At 33.6% G+C, this 17,669-nt stretch carries 18 protein-coding genes and 1 other annotated feature; of the genes, 4 read left to right on the forward strand and 14 right to left on the reverse strand.

Annotated elements, in window-relative coordinates; genetic code table 11:
- Position 1 precedes the first annotated feature (1 nt).
- The 10 genes from CBP76_RS12490 to CBP76_RS12535 form a co-directional block, all read right to left on the reverse strand.
- Positions 2-670 carry a septum site-determining protein MinC gene (locus tag CBP76_RS12490; RefSeq protein WP_102197192.1) on the reverse strand — a complete coding sequence of 223 codons (669 nt, stop codon included), beginning with the start codon at positions 668-670 and terminating at the stop codon, positions 2-4.
- Positions 667-1,209, reverse strand: coding sequence for a rod shape-determining protein MreD (mreD, locus tag CBP76_RS12495; protein WP_102197193.1), 543 nt, complete (start codon positions 1,207-1,209; stop codon positions 667-669). Before mreD ends, CBP76_RS12490 begins: the two co-directional genes overlap by 4 nt.
- Complete coding sequence (gene mreC, locus CBP76_RS12500; RefSeq protein WP_102197194.1) at positions 1,209-2,072, reverse strand: rod shape-determining protein MreC; 864 nt, start codon at positions 2,070-2,072, stop codon at positions 1,209-1,211. The genes mreD and mreC overlap by 1 nt, the downstream gene beginning before the upstream one ends.
- Positions 2,073-2,117: 45 nt before the next feature.
- The gene (locus tag CBP76_RS12505) at positions 2,118-3,119 is read right to left on the reverse strand and encodes a rod shape-determining protein (RefSeq protein ID WP_102197195.1); all 1,002 of its coding nucleotides are present in this window, start codon (positions 3,117-3,119) and stop codon (positions 2,118-2,120) included.
- A gap of 94 nt (positions 3,120-3,213) precedes the next feature.
- Positions 3,214-3,849 carry a RadC family protein gene (gene radC, locus CBP76_RS12510; RefSeq protein ID WP_245865798.1) on the reverse strand — a complete coding sequence of 212 codons (636 nt, stop codon included), beginning with the start codon at positions 3,847-3,849 and terminating at the stop codon, positions 3,214-3,216.
- An 11-nt stretch (positions 3,850-3,860) separates the two neighbouring features.
- On the reverse strand, positions 3,861-5,126 hold the full coding sequence (locus CBP76_RS12515) for a bifunctional folylpolyglutamate synthase/dihydrofolate synthase (RefSeq protein ID WP_102197197.1): 1,266 nt from the start codon (positions 5,124-5,126) through the stop codon (positions 3,861-3,863).
- Between the two features lie 72 nt (positions 5,127-5,198).
- On the reverse strand, positions 5,199-7,847 hold the full coding sequence (locus CBP76_RS12520; RefSeq protein WP_102197198.1) for a valine--tRNA ligase: 2,649 nt from the start codon (positions 7,845-7,847) through the stop codon (positions 5,199-5,201).
- Between the two features lie 49 nt (positions 7,848-7,896).
- Positions 7,897-8,086, reverse strand: a binding site (T-box leader).
- 39 nt (positions 8,087-8,125) lie between these two features.
- On the reverse strand, positions 8,126-9,343 hold the full coding sequence (thiI, locus tag CBP76_RS12525; protein ID WP_102197199.1) for a tRNA uracil 4-sulfurtransferase ThiI: 1,218 nt from the start codon (positions 9,341-9,343) through the stop codon (positions 8,126-8,128).
- A gap of 9 nt (positions 9,344-9,352) precedes the next feature.
- Complete coding sequence (locus tag CBP76_RS12530) at positions 9,353-10,498, reverse strand: cysteine desulfurase family protein (protein WP_102197200.1); 1,146 nt, start codon at positions 10,496-10,498, stop codon at positions 9,353-9,355.
- Positions 10,499-10,574: 76 nt separating this feature from the next.
- Entirely contained in the window at positions 10,575-12,263 is a 1,689-nt protein-coding gene (locus tag CBP76_RS12535; protein WP_102197201.1) for a septation ring formation regulator EzrA, read from the reverse strand.
- 324 nt (positions 12,264-12,587) lie between these two features.
- Between CBP76_RS12535 and rpsD the strand changes: the two genes are divergently transcribed.
- The gene (gene rpsD / locus CBP76_RS12540; protein WP_102197202.1) at positions 12,588-13,199 is read left to right on the forward strand and encodes a 30S ribosomal protein S4; all 612 of its coding nucleotides are present in this window, start codon (positions 12,588-12,590) and stop codon (positions 13,197-13,199) included.
- Between the two features lie 114 nt (positions 13,200-13,313).
- Here the strand turns inward: rpsD and CBP76_RS13270 are convergent, their stop codons facing one another.
- Together CBP76_RS13270 and CBP76_RS12545 are read right to left on the reverse strand one after the other, a co-directional pair.
- On the reverse strand, positions 13,314-13,484 hold the full coding sequence (locus CBP76_RS13270) for a hypothetical protein (RefSeq protein ID WP_166667278.1): 171 nt from the start codon (positions 13,482-13,484) through the stop codon (positions 13,314-13,316).
- Positions 13,485-13,558: 74 nt separating this feature from the next.
- Positions 13,559-14,158: a DUF1054 family protein gene (locus CBP76_RS12545; RefSeq protein WP_102197203.1), complete on the reverse strand. Its 600-nt coding sequence runs from the start codon at positions 14,156-14,158 to the stop codon at positions 13,559-13,561.
- Positions 14,159-14,209: 51 nt separating this feature from the next.
- Between CBP76_RS12545 and CBP76_RS12550 the strand changes: the two genes are divergently transcribed.
- The 3 genes from CBP76_RS12550 to CBP76_RS12560 all read left to right on the forward strand — a co-directional run bounded on the left by CBP76_RS12550 (position 14,210) and on the right by CBP76_RS12560 (position 16,343).
- Positions 14,210-15,514: a replication-associated recombination protein A gene (locus CBP76_RS12550; protein ID WP_102197204.1), complete on the forward strand. Its 1,305-nt coding sequence runs from the start codon at positions 14,210-14,212 to the stop codon at positions 15,512-15,514.
- The gene (locus tag CBP76_RS12555; protein WP_102197205.1) at positions 15,504-15,782 is read left to right on the forward strand and encodes a hypothetical protein; all 279 of its coding nucleotides are present in this window, start codon (positions 15,504-15,506) and stop codon (positions 15,780-15,782) included. Before CBP76_RS12550 ends, CBP76_RS12555 begins: the two co-directional genes overlap by 11 nt.
- Before the next feature lie 87 nt (positions 15,783-15,869).
- Complete coding sequence (locus CBP76_RS12560; protein ID WP_102197206.1) at positions 15,870-16,343, forward strand: universal stress protein; 474 nt, start codon at positions 15,870-15,872, stop codon at positions 16,341-16,343.
- Between the two features lie 66 nt (positions 16,344-16,409).
- Here the strand turns inward: CBP76_RS12560 and CBP76_RS12565 are convergent, their stop codons facing one another.
- Together CBP76_RS12565 and CBP76_RS12570 are read right to left on the reverse strand one after the other, a co-directional pair.
- Complete coding sequence (locus CBP76_RS12565; RefSeq protein WP_102197207.1) at positions 16,410-17,267, reverse strand: helix-turn-helix domain-containing protein; 858 nt, start codon at positions 17,265-17,267, stop codon at positions 16,410-16,412.
- Positions 17,268-17,370: 103 nt separating this feature from the next.
- Positions 17,371-17,667 (reverse strand): glycine cleavage system H family protein, encoded by a 297-nt coding sequence (locus tag CBP76_RS12570; protein ID WP_102197208.1) that lies wholly within the window; start codon positions 17,665-17,667, stop codon positions 17,371-17,373.
- Positions 17,668-17,669: the final 2 nt, after the last annotated feature.

Below are 17,669 nucleotides of genomic sequence, written 5' to 3' on the forward strand. Positions count from 1 at the left end.
GTTAACCTGTCCTTTTTTTCAAATCTATCAATCTATTTTTATAATTCGTTAAATCGTCAACACTAATTGAATGTAAATCATCAACAAAGGCAAACTTACCATTCTGAAAATCAGTTTGATTATCATCAGTAACTATTTCAATAACGTCTGCAATTCTCAGTTGATCAATATTCTTTAAATTACCAAAAATAGCAGCATTGGTATTATCTGGATAACCAGCCTGAACAATGCCATTAACCTCTCCCAAAATATAAACTGAACCCGTGGCACAAATCTGTGCTCCTTGATGTAAAGTTCCGAGAAAAATCAAATCGCCTTTATAATCTAATTTTTGACCACTACGAACAATTCCTGATTCAACATTAGTTCTATTTTTATCTAATATTTCATTGACCGTTGCTTTATCTTCAACATTAGATTCAATATCTTGCAATTCTAATTGTGGAAATTTATCAAAAAAATTTATTAATTCATCTTTTTGATGTTTATTTAATAAACGATTACCCGTTTTCACGGTAAATTTTATGACATCATCAGTTTCACTAGATGATTTGACATTTTGTTGCATAATCAATGTTTTTAATTCCTTAAACGCCTGATCATAATTGGCTAACACATCGACAATAACAGAATAGCCATTTTTATCACCCTTTAAAATGATGTCACTCATTTATTATCCCTCCGATATTTCACCAACCATTCGGATATATTTGCTAGGGGAATATATAGAATGAATAAAACAACCACATTCCATAGCAAGGTTGGTCCTAAGGTATAAGTGATGAAATCTAAAACGTCCGTATTTGTTTGTTGCAATAATCTTTCCAGCAGATAAATTCCTGATTGTAAGAATGTTAATGACAAGAAATAAATTGATAATTCGTAACCCATATTATTTTTTACTAACAAGAATTTAAAATGATCAATTCCCACCATCATCAATGGCAACAATATTGTATATAAACCAATAATCCCATAGTAATAAGAATCATACAGAACTCCAAAAACTATTCCATAGATAATTAATTGTCTACGATCATCAATCCTCATAGTTAGCATGACAATAACCATCAACATAAGCTGCGGTAAAATCGATACTACACCATGATTCATATTATTCAAAAAGGCCCATTTCATTAAACCATCAAGGTAAAATGCTAACAAAATGAATAATACTTGACCAAAGATTTTTTGTGCTTTTATATTCATTAATTTTCACCACTAACAGATGACTTAATAACCGTCACAACTGTAAAGTTACGTAATTCGGCAGCTGGGGTAATATAGACTGAATTTGTCATCCCATAATTATCCTTCTTAATTCCATAAACCTTACCAATGTACAATCCTCGAGGTGTTAATCCACCTAAACCTGATGTAATAACGCTTTGGCCTTTTTTGATATTTTTAGTAGAATTGACATTTTCCATAACTAAATCACCGGTTGAACTATCATAACGGCTAACTACCCCGGTAACACTCTTATTGTCTGTCCCAAGAATTTCTGCAGCAAATTTATCATTTAACTCATTATTAGTTGAAATAAGCTCAACTTTAGAACTCATCTTATTGACTTCAACAATTCTACCAATCAATCCCTTTCCAGACATTACTGGCATATTCTTTTTAATGCCACTGGTTTGCCCACGATTAATTGTTAAATAACTCTGCCAACTACTTGGTGAACGTGACAATACTGAAGCATTGGTTGTTGAGTAATCAGTCAAAGTACCATTTAGTTTTAATTCTTGTTTTAATTTTTTATTCTCTTCTTGAACTACTTCTAATTTAGCCTGATTTTGCGCTAATTCGCCAATTCTTGACTTGAGACGTTTATTCTCAGAGTAAGTATTATATAAGTCAGAAAATTCTGAGGTAGCATTTTTAATGGCATTGGTTGGATACGCAAAAACTCCTCCCACCACGCTAACAACATCATTACCAACTTGTTGAACTACTGGTGGTGTGCTCTTCTTATCACGAATATTAACAGTTACCGCCAAAAGACCAAAAGTAACGATAATCAGTATCATTAAAATAATCAATTTTTTATTTGAAAAAAACTTTTGCATTGCTTCCTCCTAGTAGATCAAATAAAAAAAACGGGATTAACCCGCTTATTTTTGGCGACGCATTACATCGATATTTTTAAGTGATTCACCAGTACCGATGGCCACACAATCTAGTGGGTCTTGAGCAATGAACACGGGAACCCCAGTTGCTTCAGATATTACCTCTGGCAAATGATGTAATAACGCACCACCACCGGTAAGAACAATACCATGATCAATAACATCGGCAGCAATTTCAGGAGATGTTTCCTCAAGAGTTTCTTTAATTGTCTCAATGATTTCTTCAACGTTTTCATGAATAGCTGTGGCAATATCTTCACCAGTTAGTTGAACTGTTTTAGGTAAACCTGTAACTAAATCACGACCACGAATCTGCATTGAATCAATTTCTTTCGCCTTTTCAATTGAAGCTGAACCAATCTGAATTTTAACATCTTCAGCTGTTCTTTCACCAATTTGAAGATTAAAGTTTGATTTAATATAAGCAGAAATTGAATCATCAAACTTATCACCAGCAACACGAATTGATCGTGATGAAACAATACCACCCAATGAAATAGTAGCAACATCAGTTGTTCCACCACCAATATCAACAACCATATTACCTGTTGGGTCCATAACTGGAAGTCCAGCACCAATAGCAGCTGCAAATGGTTCTTCAATTACATATGCTTCACGGGCACCAGCATGTTGAGTAGCTTCAATAACAGCTCTCTTTTCAACCTCAGTAACACCACTTGGAACACAAACCATAACTGATGGTTTTGAATTATTAGCTGTTTTTTCGATGAAATATTTCATCATAGCAGCTGTTGTGTCATAGTCAGCGATAACACCGTCACGCATTGGACGAATTGCGGATATACTACCCGGTGTGCGACCAATCATTTCACGTGCATCTGAACCAACTGCAACAATTTCTCCAGTGTTATTATTTTTTGCAACAACTGAAGGTTCATTTAAAACTATACCTTTTCCTTCAGCATAAACTAGAGTATTTGCAGTTCCCAAGTCTATACCGAGCTTCTTTGATCCAATACCAAACAATTTATTTTCTCTCCTTTAAAGTACACACCACATTTTACGCTAAACAAAATTATATCATAGAAAACGCCGAATTAAAGTACGACGAAATCATATCCTAAATTAAATTTAAAGACTTTAAACTAGAATAGTTTTTTTTAGTAATAATTAAGTGATCGATTAAGTTTATTCCTATTAAGTGACAGCATTTTTTCAAACGAATAGTAAATTCCTGATCGTTCTTTGAAAACATTAACGACCCATTAGGATGATTATGTGCTATTACAACCTGTGTTGCTGACATCCCAACTGCTTCTCGTAAAATATCCCGAGGATGAACAGTTGCTTGATCAACTGTACCAATAAAAATAATTTTCTCACATATCACATGATAACTATTATTTAAATAAACTGCTATTAATTTTTCTTGCGGGGCGTTTCCAATTTTATTTATTAAATGCCGTCCTACATCATCTACAGAAACAACTTCTTCAGGCAAAGTTTCAGATTGAATCTTTCTCATTCCTAATTCAATTGATGCTAAAACTTTACAAGCTTGAGCTACTCCAATACCATTAAACGACATTAATTGTTCCAAACTCAAATTTAAACCATCAGAATTACAAAGAATCTTTTGGGATAAATCTAAAACCGAATTTTGTTTTGTTCCATTGCCAATAATAACGGCTAACAATTCTTCATTTTTTAAGGTGCTGACACCATATGCTAAAATCTTTTCTCTTAAATTTATCATTATATTTAAGATTACGAAAAGAATTTTTCTAAATCCGAAATTAAATAAAAAGAACCGGTAATTAATAATATTTGACTCTTAGTCATTGTGTCAATTATTTTCTGTAACTCTTCATAGTAATTTTCAACAAAAGATACATTCGTATAAGTACTAAAATCATAATCACTGGCTTTAGCAGAACGCTCCATATCTAGTTTTGTCACATAGACATGTTTTGTTTTTGCTGCTAATTCATCTAATATTTCATGACGGTCTTTATCTTTCATTCCAGCATATAAAACAATTATATCCTTATTTTCATCGTTAATTGTTAAAGAATTAATTAAATTGTAAATTGCTGAGATATTATGAGCCCCATCCATCAAAATCAAAGGATCTTTTTGAACGATCTGAGCCCTCCCTGGCAGATGCTTCTTATCAAGTGCTCGCTTAATCAAGTTAACATCAATCTGTTGTTGCTGTTGGATTTGATATTTTTCAAAAGCACATATAGCAATCGCAGCATTCATTGCCGTAGTCTTCTCAAAACCCAAACAATTTACATCCTCAATAGTTACATGATTATCTTGATATGTAAATGATAATTTAAATTTATTGCTTTGATAATTACTTATAGAAAAATCCCGTCCAAATTCAAATAATGGACTGTTTTGTTGTTGAGCTTCTTTTTCTACTATTCCTTTAACAGATTCATGTATTAAGCCTGTAATAATTGGTTTATTTTTTTTAATAATACCTGATTTTTCTTTGGCGATATCTTGAATTGTTGGTCCAATTAGTTTTTCATGATCCAAATCAATCGAGGTAATGATAGAAATGTCTGGCAAGATAACATTGGTTTTATCATGTTTGGCACCAATACCAGCTTCAATTACTGCTACATCAACACGTTCTTGAAAATAAAAATAACCCAAGATTGTTACAAATTCAAATTCAGCTAAGGGAATCTCAGCAACTATTTCTTTCACATAGTTAACCAATTTGAGCAAATCGCTATTAGATATATATTCATGATTGATCTGAATTCGTTCATTAAATTCAGTAACAAAGGGTGACGTAAACATACCCACACGTTTTCCAGTTGCTTCTAACAGGTTACTCAAAAAATTAGTTGTTGATCCTTTACCATTAGTTCCGGTAATATGGATTGTTTCATAACTATCTTGGGGATCTCCTAATCGATGCAACGCTTGTTTAATATTTTCTAAACCATTGGTCCGTTGAAACTTGGGTAACGAATGAATATAATTAATTGCCTCTTGATAATCTTTTAGCACTTTTCTCGCTCCAATTTTATTAAACAAAAAGGGCTGACATCCGCCACCCCTTTTTATTATATACTCAAATTACTATTTGTTATCTTTTAATTGTTGAATTCTCTTTTGAATCTTGTCTTGACGTAATTTATAGTCAGCCAATTTTTCTTTTTGTTCATTAAAGACCTTTTCAGGCGCTTTTTCAACAAACCCCTTATTAGAAAGTTTTTTATCTAAACGAGTTATTTCTTTATCTAGTTTAGCGACTTCCTCATTTTGACGAGCTATTTCTTCGTCAAGATTAATCAACTCTGCCAATGGTACATATAATTCAGCACTATTAGTAACGGCAGTCATTGCCAAAGCAGGAGCCTGAGCATCTGTCGCAACGGTCAATTCCTTAGGATGCATGAAACGATCAATATACTCTTTATTACTTAAAATAATATCTTTGACCGTTTCATCCTGTGGTTTGATCATAATATCAACTGCATTAGACATTGGAGCGCTTGCTTCAACACGAATCTTTCTTGATGACTTGATCAAATCAATCAAGATATCCATTTGTTCCATAGCATCACTATTATCTAATTCGGATTGATACTCTGGATACTTGGCATGCATGATCGACTTACCGTTATGTGGCATTGTCAACCAAATCTTTTCAGTTACAAAAGGCATGATTGGATGTAATAATCTCAAAGTTTGATCAAGTACATATGTCAAAATCATTCTCTTTTGTTGCTTAGCTGCCTCGTCATCCCCTGTCAAGGTAGCTTTACTCATTTCAATGTACCAATCACAAAAATCATTCCAGATGAAACTATAAAGACTACGTTCTACCTCACCAAATTCAAATTTATTCATTAATTCATTAATGTTCTTAACCGTACTGTTTAGTTTGGCCAAAATCCACTTATCAGAAAGATCATAACTTGTTACCTTAGAAAGATCATCCATGGCAGGAGTATCATCGTCAAGATTCATGATAACGTAACGTGAAGCATTCCAGATCTTGTTGATGAAGTTCCAAGACGCATCCATTTTATCGTAACTGAATCTTGTATCTTGACCAGGTGTTGTTCCGTTCATTGCAAACCAGCGCAAAGCATCAGCACCATATTTCTTAATGACATCCATTGGATCAATACCATTACCCAATGACTTACTCATCTTACGGCCTTGTGAGTCACGCATCAAACCATGAATAACTACGTTATCAAATGGCTTTTTACCGGTAAACTTCAAACTTTGGAAAATCATTCTAGAAACCCAAAATGGAATAATGTCATAACCAGTAACTAATGTGTCGGTTGGGAAATAACGTTTATAATCTTCTGAATCTTCATCAGGCCAACCCATAGTTGAAAATGGCCATAGTGCACTTGAGAACCATGTGTCAAGCACATCATTATCTTGTTCCCAATTTTCGATATCTTCAGGAGCCGTTTCGCCAACGTAGGTTTCGCCAGTTTGCTTGTTATACCAAGCTGGAATTTGATGTCCCCACCATAATTGTCTTGAAATAACCCAATCATGAATATTTTCCATCCATTGAGTAAAGGTATCTTCAAAACGATCAGGAACAAAATTAACTTTATTGTCACTCTTTTGATTCTTCAAAACCATTTCAGCGAGTGGTTTCATCTTAACAAACCATTGAGTTGATAGTCTTGGTTCAACTTGTACTCCGGAACGTTCTGAATGACCAACACTGTGAACGTAAGGCTCGATCTTAATCATATCGTCATCATCTTGTAAGTCTTTTACAATAGCCTTGCGAGCTTCAAAACGATCCATGCCGTCATACTTACCAGCATTTTCATTCATTGTTCCATCAGCATTCATTGTATTAATACGTTCTAGATCATGTCTATTACCAACAGCAAAATCATTAGGATCATGGGCCGGTGTGATTTTTACCATACCAGTACCAAAGTCTTTATCAACATAATGATCAGTAATAATTGGAATTTTACGGTTTACTAATGGTACAACAACTTCCTTACCGACAATATCCTTGTAACGCTCATCGTCAGGAGCAACAGCAACGGCAACATCACCAAACATTGTTTCCGGACGCGTTGTAGCAATTTCGATAAAACCTGATCCATCAGCATAAGGGTACTTAACATGATAGAAAGCACCTTGATCATCTTGGTGAATAACCTCAATATCTGACAAGGCAGTTTGTAATTGTGGATCCCAGTTGATAATATATTCGCCACGATAAATTAGGCCTTCATTATATAACTTAACAAAGACTTTACGAACAGCTTTAGATAAGCCCTCATCAAGGGTGAATCTTTCACGTGAGTAATCAAGTGATAGGCCTAATTTACCCCATTGAGATTTAATAATTGAAGCGAATTCATCCTTCCACTTCCAAACCTCATCAACAAATTTTTCACGTCCAAGATCATAACGAGTGATTCCTTGTTCACGTAATTTAGCTTCGACCTTTGCTTGAGTAGCAATTCCAGCATGATCCATACCTGGTAAATACAATGTATCGTAACCTTGCATACGCTTGTAACGAATCAAAGTATCTTGAATAGTTGTGTCCCAAGCATGTCCCATATGTAATTTTCCAGTAACATTGGGTGGTGGAATAACAATTGAATAAGGCTTGGCTTTTTTATCTCCTGAAGGTTTAAAATCATCATCATCTAACCATGTTTGATAACGACCTTCTTCAACCTCTTGAGGGTTATACTTTGTGTCCATATTGATTTCTCTCATATTTTTCTCCCAAATAATTTTTCTAAAATCAAAAAAAGAGCCTCCATCCCAATAGGACGAAGACTCGCGGTACCACCTAAATTAAGAGTCAATCTGACTCTTCACTCAACAGATAACGGTGGCCCGATCATTTAAAATGATAGCTCACAGGTAACAATTAATTAACTTGATTAGGCAATTCTCAACAACATGCCTTCTCTGAAATCTTACTAACCAACACTCCTGCTCAAAGCTGATATTTTGATAATAAATCATAAATCATTAAACGTCAATCAGTTTTATAGCAAACTACTAATGTTTTCCTGATCGTTTTCCATAAACTTATCGCCATGCTCAATTGTTGTAATCTTAATTCCATCCATTGATCTTTGAATCAACCCATCAATATCAAGTGAACTTTCAAATTTACGAGTTTTTTCAATATTGGGACGAGTTTTTGGTGATGGTGGAGCAAAAACTGTACAGCAATCTTCGAATGGTTGAATTGATAAATTAAAGGTATCAATTTTTTCTGCTAAACGAATAATTTCAGTTTTATCCATGGTTGCAACTGGACGTAAAATTGGCGTCGTTGTTACGTCATTAATTGCGGCCATACTTTCCAAAGTTTGTGATGCAACTTGACCGACAGCCTCACCATTAAAAATAGCCAAACCATGTTCTTTTTCACGAATTAAATCTGTCAACCGCAACATAAAACGACGTTGAATAGTCATCAAGTATCCTTCAGGTACACTTGATTTGATAGTTTCTTGAATTTCAGCAAAAGGAACTTCGATGAATTTGATATTACCACCAAAAGCAGTCAATTTAGATGTTAATTCCTTAGCCTTGTTCAGCGCTTGTTCTGAGGTATATGGAGGACTAAAGAAATGAACCATTTCAATATCTACTCCACGTTTCATAGCCAAATATCCGGCAACAGGTGAATCAATTCCACCTGAAAGCATCAACATTGCCTTTCCAGCAGTACCAACAGGCAAACCACCAGCACCCTTGACAGTCAGATATGAGAGATATATTCCATCTTGTCTAACTTCAACGGAAATTTTAATATCGGGCTTTTTCATTTCAACATCAATTCCAGGAAATTCATCACAGATGGCATCCCCTAGTTGCATGTTTACCTGATTAGTATCAAGTGGATAATTGTGATCAGAACGTTTGGTTCCTACCTTAAAACTCATACCAGGTTTATAGGCTTCATGCATCATTTCGATAGCCTTTTTCTTAACATCTTCAAAATCGCGAGAAACCTTTACACTCAAAGAAAAAGTTTGAATTCCAAACACATTTTTCAGTTTCTCCATAACTGGCTTTGCATCAACTCCATTAAGGTTAATGTGTAAACGATCGCGATGTGGTTGTAATCTAAGCTCAGGAAAATCCTTTAAAACTTTAGCAACATTACCGTGAAGACGGTCGATGAAGCTCTTGCGATTCTTACCCTTAGTTGAAAGTTCGCCATAACGAACCATAATTTCAGTATATTCCATTTAATTCTCCTAATTCAAAATTTGGAAATGATCATGAATTTCATCCAAGTTTTTAATAAACTCATCCATTTCAGCCTCTGTGTTGTTTTCATCTAAACTTACACGAACGGCACTTGTAGCAATTTTTTCTGGAGTGTTCATAGCCTTAAGCGTACCTGACTCTAACCCCTTTTTAGATGAACAAGCACTAGTTGTTGAGATATAAATATCTCTATCTTCAAAAGTATGGACAACTGTTTCGCCACGAACTCCATCAATGGTAAAGCAAATAATGTGTGGTGCAAAGTTATTGCCAATTTGTGAAAAGACATGGACATTATCCATAGTCTTCAAATGGTTAACTAATTTTTCTTTCAAATGTTCCATCTTATCAGCTTTATTCTTTTCGCCATCTTTTAAAAGACGAATGGCTTTAGCCATTCCGGCAATTGCTGGAGTATTTTCAGTCCCACTACGTAGCCCAGATTCTTGACCTCCACCGGCCATCAATGGTTCCAGTTGTTTACCTTCCTTCATATAAATAAAACCTATTCCACGTGGAGCATGGAATTTATGACCAGAGAACGTATAGAAATCGACTCTAGGATCAATAAATTCAGATTGTAAGTTCTTTCCAATTGCTTGAACAGCATCAACGTGATAACTGATACTTGGATAATCTTTTAAAACTTTAGCAATCTCGTGAATCGGCTGAATAGCACCAATCTCATTATTAACAGCCATAGTTGAAACCAAAATTGTATCATCACGAATGGCATCTTTTAAATCTTTAGCACTGATATGACCAGTTTTATCAACTGGTAAATAAGTCACATCAAAACCTAATTCCTCTAATTGATGCATTGTATTCATAATTGAAGGGTGTTCAATCGAGGTTGTAATAATATGTTTACCAAATTCACGCTTCTTAAAAGCCGTACCCTTAATAATCCAATTATTTCCTTCTGTACCACCACTTGTAAATACAACTTCATCCTGTTTAAAGCCCATTAAACTTGCTATTTGTTTACGGGATGTTTCTAATAATTCATACGCCTTCAATCCTAACTTATGCAAACTAGAAGGATTACCGAAGTATTCTTGACTAGCAGCATTGTAAGTTTGAAGAACTGAATCATTAACTTTAGTTGTTGCACTATTATCAAAATATATCATTTTTGCCTCACCAAAATAAAAAGGCCTCAAAGGCCCGAAATTTTACCTATTATAATTTAACACACTTTACAAAAAATTAAGAGTTTATTGTTTCTTTTATACGATCAACTGAGCCAGTTTCAACTTCCTCCAAAGCCTTAGAGATAACTTCTACTGCCTCATTATAATCATAATCATCATCAAATAAGGATCTTGCCCTTGTTAATTGATCGCTGAATTCAGGATTCTTGGTTGCATAACGATTGGCATATTGTAGCAATTTTTCAGCTAATTCCACGTTATATTTTAGTTTAGAAGTTTTTTCAATTAAATTATTCAAATCCTCTTGAGTCACAATAACCTGTTTAGAAATATCTTCCATATTAATTTGATCAGCATCTAATTCATCATACAATTTGTTTATCTCATCATAGACCATGTAAAAATAATCCAAGTAATCATCAGGCAATCCATTTAGTCTTAATTGCTCCATCATTTTCTTTTGGATTTCTAAACGTTTTGCATATTCATCAACACTATTACGAGCAATTTGTTCGCTTGATAACATCTGATTCAAATCATCATTGATTGTCTTTTCACTGGCCTCAATGTCATCTAATTTTTTAACAATATCTTTAAAATTATTCTTAACTTGTGAAAAAACAACCTGCTTATCAGCAATACTCTGCACATCCGAATCATATTCACGACGAATGTCATTCAAGGTATCAAAATTAGTTTTAAAATTATCTAACAAACTATCAGTTAAAATATAGCCTTCTTGAAGTTTTTGAATTCTTGTATCTAATCTATTGTGCTGGAAAACAGCGTGATTTAAATAATCAAGTACAGGTTTTTGTTCTTTAAGAACCTCTCTCTTACCATCAATCTCCAAAGTTAAAGTTTCATATAAGTCATCGATCCGTTGTTTAATATCTTCGTTATTAGTATTAACCGCATCAAAGTTCAATTCACCCAGCTTAGTTATTGATTCATTAATTTCTTGTTGAACGACAGAAATTAATTCAACCAGGTCATCATTGAATTTAAAGTGTTGCTTATCCAATTTTTGATAAACAAATTTAATTTCATCAATCTGTCCAGGAAATACTTCATTTAAGTCATGATATAAAGGTTCAATAATCTTAACTTGATCAGTAATTAAGCCCAACTTCAATTTAACATCGTCTAAGCACTGACTGGCTTCAATATGATCACCTTTCGTCGTCAATTCTTTTTCTTTATCCAAAAGACCAGCTATTTCAGATAATTCATCTTCTAATTTATCAGTTGCTGGACCATAGCTAAATGATTGCGTCAATATTTGTTTACGTAATGTCTGATATTGCTGTTGCAGTTTCTCACTATTTGTCGCATTCAATTCATTACTAGTCAATAATTCTTCAAATCCATTGGAAAGTTCAGAAATCTTATTTGAAAAATCATCCATTGCTGTATTAAGTTTTTTTAAATCGTTAGCAGAACCAAAAACTTTAAATTCTGTATTCTTGTATTCTGCCGCTCTTATTTGTTTTAAAATATCGGAAAGAATGTCATCAGTCTGTTTATGATATTCAACTTTAAGTTGACTAAACCTGCTTTCGCTGGCACCAGCTAATTTCATTTTTTCCAACTTCTCAATTTTGTCATCCAATTGAGATTCTTTTAATTTATCAGTTCGTTCCTTATATCTGTTAAGCGTAGTTGCATTTCTTTTTTGTAAGAACCACATGTACCATAGAAAGAACAAAACTATTAAAATTATTCCAATAATAATTACAAACACATTTACACCCCTAATGACGATTCAGTCTTATCTTTATGAAATTATAACAAATATTACTCATATTATTGATGTTATCCCATTTTCATAATAAAGTTTTAAACTATTGTTTTTAACAATAACTTTGACAATCAACATATATCACGGTATACTAGCCTTCGTGTAAAATATGCAGCAAAGAACGGCAAGAACGTCAACAGTTATCGACGATTTAGTTCAACTAGTAACATGTGGCTGCACAAGGTGAAAATTGTAACGACAACTGCACGAATGCTAAGTTCTAGTTAATTATTTTACTCCAGACAAACATTTTGGAGGAATTTATTTATGTCAAGATATACAGGCCCACGCTGGAAATTATCACGTCGTTTAGGTATCTCACTTTCAGGTACTGGTAAGGAAATCGCTCGTAGAAACTATGCTCCTGGTCAACATGGTCCTAATGGTGGCCGTCGTAAGGTTTCTGAATACGGTCAACAATTAGCTGAAAAGCAAAAGTTACGTTTCATGTATGATGTTAACGAACGTCAATTCCGTAACTTATTCAACCGTGCTGGTAAGATGGAAGGAATTCATGGTATTAACTTGATGATTCTTCTTGAAACAAGACTAGATAACATGGTTTATCGTTTAGGTCTTGCAAGTTCACGTCCACAAGCTCGTCAACTTGTAAACCACGGTCACATCACAGTTGATGGCAAACGTGTTGATATCCCTTCATACGAAGTTAAGATTGGTCAAAAGATCAGCCTTCGTGAAAAGTCAAAGGACTTGGCTATTGTTAAAGATAACCTTGAAAACGTTGTTGGTCGTCCTGGTTTCGTTACCTTCGACGATAACACATTGACAGGTTCACTAGTACGTAACCCAGAACGTGACGAACTAGAACCAAATGTTGATGAATCATTGATTGTTGAATACTACAACCAAATTCTTTAATATTTTGTCAAAAATACATTCACTTATTGGTGGATGTATTTTTTTGTCTTAAAGTAAAAGAAAGTCGATTTAGCAACTGCCTATACAGTTACCAAATCGACTTTCTTTTATTATTTAAACTTTCAATTTTCCAATTACATTAAAAATCAAAAGCATTCCGATTATACTAGAAAAGATCCCCGTCCACCACATAAATCCAAAAGTCTCTGTAAAAAAGAGTTGGAAAAATGCCATAGTAATTAATATTCCGATCCAAAATTCAACTGACTTATAGTACCATTTCATCTTGATCATCCCTTTTTAGTTAATCCTATTAATCACCCTTATTATAATTTATCTAAGGCATAAAACAATACCATTTAAAGGTTTAATTCTTGATTGAAGGTTACCATATATTGACAAATGTTCATGAATTTCTCATTCAATAATTTATCGTAATTACCAATCCTAACCTTCGGGTCACTTGCCTTCAATTCGTATCCAACAACCAAATCGCTAGACTTAACTCTTTCATAGTGATCAATTACTTTTTCAAAATTATCGGCTGATTTTAATAGGCTTGAGGTATGATCGTTTGACACTCCCCAACCTTCTGTTATGATTTTATTTTGATACTTTTTTAAAATCGGATAGTAAGCTGATCGATTTCTAATATCAGCCAGTAAACTAAAAGTAATAAAATAACGATCTGGCCACAGTCCTAATTCAACATGCGGAGTCTTTTTATATCCTTTTTTATCTTGATTGATTGCCAACCAAGTATCAGGTGGTGGATTTTTAGTTCGTCGCTGATGTTTAGCAATCTTCATAAAGAATTTTTGTTGGTACTCAGCCTCCAACTGTTTCAAAAGTTCTGAACCAAAAACTTCAAATTTGGGGTCTAAATTAGTCCTGATTAAATCTAGACGACCAGTTAGAGTATCATCCTCAAAAACTTTAAAATCATTTTTATCAAACATGTTATCAACCCTTTGTTGTAAAATATACATATTAATTATATAGGAGGAGCTATGCAAAAACCATTAGCATATCGAATGCGTCCAACTAATATCGATGAAGTCGTTGGCCAGCAACATTTAATTGGTCCTCATAAAATTATTCATCGAATGGTAGATGCTAAAATGTTATCTTCAATGATACTTTACGGTCCTCCGGGGATTGGCAAAACAAGTATCGCTAGTGCTATTGCGGGAAGTACTAAATACGCTTTTAGAATGTTAAATGCCGCAACTGATACCAAAAAGGATCTACAAATTGTAGCTGAAGAAGCAAAAATGAGTGGGACAGTTGTTTTATTACTTGACGAAATTCATCGTTTAGATAAAACTAAACAAGATTTTCTTTTACCATTACTGGAAAGTGGTTCAATTATTTTAATCGGCGCAACAACTGAAAACCCGTATATCAATATTAGTCCCGCAATTCGCTCTAGAGTTCAAATATTCGAATTGAAGCCTCTTAATAGCGATGATCTAAAAAAAGCCGTGAAGAGAGCCTTAAATGACGATAAGAACGGATTAGGGAAGTATAAGGTTAAGTTAGATGATGATGCTCTCAGTTTATTAGTAAGTTCCACTAATGGCGATCTCAGAAGTATTTTGAATGGTTTAGAATTATCTGTCCTATCAACCCAAAAAGATCAAGATGATTTAATACATATTGATTTAAAATCAATTGAAGAATCCGTTCAAAAAAAGACCATTTCCTCTGACAAAGATGGTGATAGTCATTATGACGTAATGTCAGCCTTTCAAAAATCAATTCGTGGTAGTGATCCTAATGCTGCGCTTCTATATTTGGCTAGATTATTAGAAGCTGGAGATTTAACTTCTGCCATCAGGCGTTTAATCGTTTGCGCCTATGAGGATGTTGGTCTTGCTAATCCTCAAGCATGTGCTAGAGCCGTTCAAGCAGCTCAAGTAGCTCAGATGGTCGGCTTACCTGAAGCAAGGATTCCTTTAGCAGATGCTGTAATTGACTTGTGTTTATGCCCTAAATCCAATTCAGGGATGGTAGCTATTGACTCTGCGCTGTCAGATGTTAGAGATGGGAAGGCAAATTCTATTCCAGATGATTTGAAAGATGCACACTACTCTGGAGCCAAAAAATTAGGTCATGGTGTTGGTTATAAGTATCCTCATGATTATCCTAATTCTTGGGTTGAACAACAATACTTACCTAATAATTTGATTGATCAAAAATATTATCAGCCAAATAATACTGGAAAGTATGAGCAAGCACTAAATCTACGAATAAAACAAATACACGAATGGAAAATGAATTCAAAACGGAGTCCAAATAATTATGATAATTAAAGTTCTAATGATATTCTTCATTATATTTTTGTTAGCCTTAGCCTATATACTATGGTCCCACAGTAATGGAAAATTTTTAATCTATTCGCCAGATGAAAATTTAACTTTAAAAAATGTGATGCGATTTACAGCTGTTATGTTAATCTTGGTAGCTATAATGGGAATCATTATTGCATTCATTGGTAATAAAGAAGCAAACTTTATTACTTTACTTTTAGGTAGCTTAATTGCAGCGGCTTTTTCAATCTATTTAGCAAATATTCGCTAAATATTAGCTGATGACTGTATTTATTGAGCCAAATCAACTAAAATAAAAATATAAAAGCAGTAATATTACATTAACGGGGTGATACTTATGTTACAACAATATAAAAACATTCTCGTACCAATTGATGGTTCATTTGAGGCAGAATTAGCATTTAAAAAAGCTGTCGAAGTAGCTAAAAGAAACAACGCTGCTATTCATTTGGTTCATGTTATTGATACTAGAGCTTTCCAAAATGTTTCTAGTTTTGATTCAACAATGGTCGAACAAATAACAGAAAAAGCTAAGGAAACAGTAAAAAGCTATGTCAAAACAGCTAAAGATGCCGGTCTTAATGAAATAGATTATAGTATTGAATACGGTGCACCTAAGGCAATCATTGCTACTGATTTTCCTAAAAAATTAGGTATCGATTTAATTATGATCGGCGCCACTGGTTTGAATGCCATGGAAAGATTACTTATTGGATCTGTTACAGAATACGTAACTAGAACTGCCGCTTGTGATGTTTTAGTTGTTAGAACTGATCTAGACAATAAAACAATTACTAAACAGAAAAAATAATAAAAAAGAGGGTCGATTCTTACGAATCGACCCTCTTTTTTTTGGAATTTAATAAATTGTTTTTTATTAAAAAATATTCAAGTGCATATCTTTTACTTTAGATCTTAATTTTTCAAAAATTGTTTTATTCTCACTGATGCTAGAAATCACGTATGCTTTAATATAATCTTCATCAGTCTTTTGACCTTCACGAGTGCCAGCATCTGCCAAGTAACAATACATCTCATCAAGTTTGAACAATGTTTGCTCACGTCTTGCTATAAAGATTCCTTCGTTTGCATAATCCATTGCTCTTTGATTATCATCTAACTTCAATGACAAATCAGCCATATTAGCATAAATTAAAATGCTATCATGGTAATTTTCATCACCAATCTTATCAAGACTAGATTTAATCAAATCCTTAGCTTGATTATAATAAACTCTTGCTTCATCGATAGATTTTTTATTGATGTATGCCTTAGCTGTAAAGATATCAATTAAGATATCATACATATCAACATTAGCAATGTTAACATTCATGGCACGATTAAAATCGAAAATGGCCTTGTCATAATTTTGACTAGTAACATATTCAATCAAACCATTAAAGAAATGAATCAATTTGATTTCTTGTTTATTATTGACATTAATATTCTTCAACTTACCCAGTTTGTCATTAATACCATCGAAATCATCCTGATAAAACGATTTTTTTATATCACTAATGATCGAATAAATCTGACTATCATCATTAACGATTACAAGGTTCATTGTGATACCCAGTCTTTCACAAATGCGAACCAATATTTCCATACTTGGAATCTTGTCTTTTTTTTCAATCAGGCTGACAGTTGCCTGTGTACAGATGCCATCGGCTAACTCAGATTGAGAAATACCTCTGAGTTTTCTGTAATGGCGTATTTTTTCACCTAAGATTTTCATTCTAAACTATCCCCATTCATTTATTAATTCCAAGGATAATTTAAACAGTTATTAAAAAATGTTGCAAGAAATAAGCAGTAATAAAAAGATAAATTTTAAAAATTTAATTATTTACTTCAAAGAACCATGCATCTTTTTCGCTACTATTTAATAATTCAGGATTATCATTTAATTTATCATTTACCTTAACTATTTTCCCACTTACAGGCGATTCCAGCTCAACCACAGCCTTTTGAGCTTCAATTTCACCACTAGCGTCACCCTTTTTTATTTCAGTATTTAAATCAGGTAATTCAACATATTTGACATCACCTAAAGCTTCTTGAGCCTCTTTTGTGAGACCTATACGTGTTGTCTGTTGACCCTTTTTAACCCAAAAATAATTTTCTTTATTATTCATAT

It is taken from the genome of Companilactobacillus nuruki (genome assembly GCF_002872255.1).
Taxonomy (GTDB): Bacteria; Bacillota; Bacilli; order Lactobacillales; family Lactobacillaceae; genus Companilactobacillus; species Companilactobacillus nuruki.